Here is a 2,908-nt window from a genome sequence, read left to right on the forward strand (position 1 = left end):
GGCCTCGTCGATCTCGAAGCGCACGCCGAACGTGTCCGAGACCACCTTGGCGCTGCCGCGAAAGGTGGCGCGGAACCAGCGCAACTGCCGCAGCCGATGGCGAAGATCGGGCATCAAGGCCAGTTCGTCCCTGAAGGGCAGGTCCATGTTTCCTCGTATCCTGTTTCCCGGTCAGCCTAGCACAAGCGCGCCGCCGCCGAAATCTGTCAGCGGCCCTGTGGATGACCGCTTCAGAGGCCAATATCATACATATTGACATTCTCGGAAACAAATGTTCTCACTTTGCTGTTGTCACGCGCCGGTCCAAGGTGCGATTCAACTGAGGCTTCGGGAGGAGAACCGAATGGCGATTTGGCAGTGGGGACTGCTTCTGCTGGTTATCGTGTGGGCGCTGCAGTCGCTCGGCGTCTGGCTGCAGATGCGGCATTATTCGGATGTCTTCAGGGGCGTCACCGACCAGTACAAGGACGGCTTCGTCGGAGCCGGCAATTTTCGCGGCCGGTTGGCCAAGGGCACCATCGCGCTCGTGGTGGTGACGCCCGATCTGGTCGTGCGCCGCCTGATGGTGATGAGCGGCCGTTCCGTCTTCACCAAGTTCAAGAGACATGAAGAATTCGAGGGTGTTCCCCTCGATCGACTCCGGTCCAACCCTGCAATCATGGGGGAGGGGGAACCCGGTGTGGCCGAGGCCGTGAAACGGGCGATCGAGCAGATCGACAAGACACGGTCGGAGCCGGGGAAGAAGCCGGGCCTGTCCGGTTTGAACGTAGCAAGGGCTTAGAGCCGGATGATTTCGGGCTCTAAATCAAAGGGATAGAGGACGCCGCGCACCGACTGGGATCAACCGGCGGGTGGCATAAGGAGGAGAAATGTCTGTATTTTCGTTGTTGGCGCAGCATGCCGACATGGCCGTGCACAATCTGCATGTCGCAGGTGCCATGGTTTCGGATGCCGCATTGCATGGCAAGCTCGCTGTCGAGCATGCCTCCGACCATCTCGTTGTCCTCGCACAAGCGGACAGCGGACCGATCACCGTCGATCAGTTCAAGGAAAAGCTGAAGGACGTCCAGCAGGAAGAGCAGCTCGGCTGGCTGACCGCCATCGGCAAGTACTTCATCGGCATCTTCCAGAAGGGCGGCGAGGTCTTCGCCGGCTTCGTCACCGGCATCATTCCGACGCTGGTCGTGCTGATGACGGCCTTCTATGCCGTCACCGAACTGGTCGGTGAAGAGCGCGTGCATGGCCTGGCGCGCGGCGCCGGCCGGATCGCGCTGACGCGCTACACGCTTTTGCCGCTGCTGGCGGTGTTCTTCCTCACCAATCCGATGGCCTATACGTTCGGATCGTTCCTGGAAGAAAAGCACAAGCCAGCCTTCTATGACGCGGCCGTGTCCTATGTGCACCCGCCGCTCGGCCTGTTCCCGCACATCAATCCCGGCGAGTATTTCGTCTGGGGTGGCATTCTCGTCGCGCTGCTGGAGCTGGAAAAGAAGGGCGTCGTCGTCGCCGGCTACCACGTCAAGGTGGCGATCTGGTACGCCATCGTCGGCCTCGTCGTCATCCTGCTCAAGGGCATGCTGACCGAACGCATCACCGCGATCATGGCACGCCGCCAAGGCGTCGAGCTGTAAGGGCGGGGAGGACATCATGGCCAAGACATATAAAGCCGTAAAAATCTCCCAGGGCAAAACCGGCTGGGGTGGCCCGCTCATCATCGAGCCGACCGAACAGCGCAGCAAGGTGGTTTCCGTCACCGGTGGTGGCATTCACCCGGTGGCGCAGCTCATCGCCGACATGACCGGCGCCGAGGCCGTCGACGGCTTCAGGGCACCGCCGATCGAAAGCGAGATGGCGGTTGTCGTCGTCGATTGCGGCGGCACCGCACGATGCGGCGTCTATCCGCGCAAACGTATCCCGACCGTCAATCTGACGCCGGTCGGTCAATCCGGGCCGCTGGCCCAGTTCATCACCGAGGACATCTACGTTTCGGGCGTGAAGCCGGCCAACATCACAATGGCGGACGGATCCGAAACGATCACGACTGCAGGGGGAGCAGCAGCGATGAGTTCAAACAACAATGCGACCGCGGCACCACAGCCGCTGCCGAGCGAAGGTGGGCTGATCGGCCTCATCAGCACGATCGGCCGCGTCATGGGACGTATCGTCGGCATCTTCTTCAATGCCGGCCGCCGCACCATCGACCAGGTCATCCGCAACGTGCTGCCGTTCATGGCCTTCGTGACCATGCTCATCGGTCTGATCCTGTATACCGGCATCGGCGATGTGCTGGCGCAGCCGATGGGTCCGCTGGCCAACAACATCGTCGGCCTGCTGATCATCTCGGCGATCTGCGGCCTGCCGTTCCTGTCGCCCATCCTCGGGCCAGGCGCTGTCATCGCGCAGGTCATCGGCGTCGCCATCATCGGCCCGCAGATCGCCAACGGCACGATTTCGCCGGCAATGGCACTGCCGGCGCTGTTTGCCTACAATACCCAGGTGGGCTGCGACTTCGTCCCCGTCGGCCTGGCGCTCGGCGAGGCCAAGCCTAAGACGATCGAAATCGGCGTTCCGGCGGTGCTCATCAGCCGCCAGATCATGGGTCCGGTCTCGGTGCTGATCGCCTGGGTCGTCAGCCTGATCGTGTTCTAAGGCAATTCCGGGAAAAGCGCACAATGCTTTCCCTTGGAAACTGCGTCAAAACAAAGAGATAGAGCGGTTCACCGCTCTAGGGAAAGTTTGAGAAAATGAGGTTCGCCATATGACGGTTCTTTTGAGAACACGGGTCACTGCCATCGGCCCCGAAGTGGCGGACCTTGCCGAAGGGGGCGTGGTCATCCTGTTTGCGGATGGCTCGCCGCCGGAGCTTGCCGAGGTTTCGGTGCTCCACAAGGCGGAGCAGGGACCAAGT

General features: G+C 61.6%; 4 protein-coding genes. All 4 read left to right on the plus strand.

Annotated elements, in window-relative coordinates:
• Positions 1 to 343 precede the first annotated feature (343 nt).
• Positions 344 to 781 (plus strand): transcriptional regulator GutM, encoded by a 438-nt coding sequence (locus ENZ75_RS27100; protein WP_013529327.1) that lies wholly within the window; start codon positions 344 to 346, stop codon positions 779 to 781.
• Positions 782 to 869: 88 nt separating this feature from the next.
• Positions 870 to 1,631: a PTS glucitol/sorbitol transporter subunit IIC gene (locus tag ENZ75_RS27105; protein ID WP_013529328.1), complete on the plus strand. Its 762-nt coding sequence runs from the start codon at positions 870 to 872 to the stop codon at positions 1,629 to 1,631.
• 16 nt (positions 1,632 to 1,647) lie between these two features.
• Positions 1,648 to 2,649, plus strand: a complete 1,002-nt coding sequence (locus tag ENZ75_RS27110; RefSeq protein WP_013529329.1) for a PTS glucitol/sorbitol transporter subunit IIB — start codon at positions 1,648 to 1,650, stop codon at positions 2,647 to 2,649.
• Between the two features lie 109 nt (positions 2,650 to 2,758).
• Positions 2,759 to 2,908, plus strand: a 150-nt coding sequence (locus tag ENZ75_RS27115; protein WP_281061293.1) for a PTS glucitol/sorbitol transporter subunit IIA, incomplete at its 3' end; no start/stop codon positions are given.

Origin of the sequence: Mesorhizobium sp. M7A.F.Ca.CA.002.04.1.1, from assembly GCF_004022805.1 — a bacterium.
GTDB lineage: Bacteria > Pseudomonadota > Alphaproteobacteria > Rhizobiales > Rhizobiaceae > Mesorhizobium > Mesorhizobium ciceri.

What these genes read in the sequence shown, in the direction of transcription:
- ENZ75_RS27100 (WP_013529327.1), top strand. Translation starts at nt 344, where the DNA reads ATGGCGATTTGGCAGTGGGGACTGCTTCTGCTGGTTATCGTGTGGGCG.
- ENZ75_RS27105 (WP_013529328.1), top strand. Translation starts at nt 870, where the DNA reads ATGTCTGTATTTTCGTTGTTGGCGCAGCATGCCGACATGGCCGTGCAC.
- ENZ75_RS27110 (WP_013529329.1), top strand. Translation starts at nt 1,648, where the DNA reads ATGGCCAAGACATATAAAGCCGTAAAAATCTCCCAGGGCAAAACCGGC.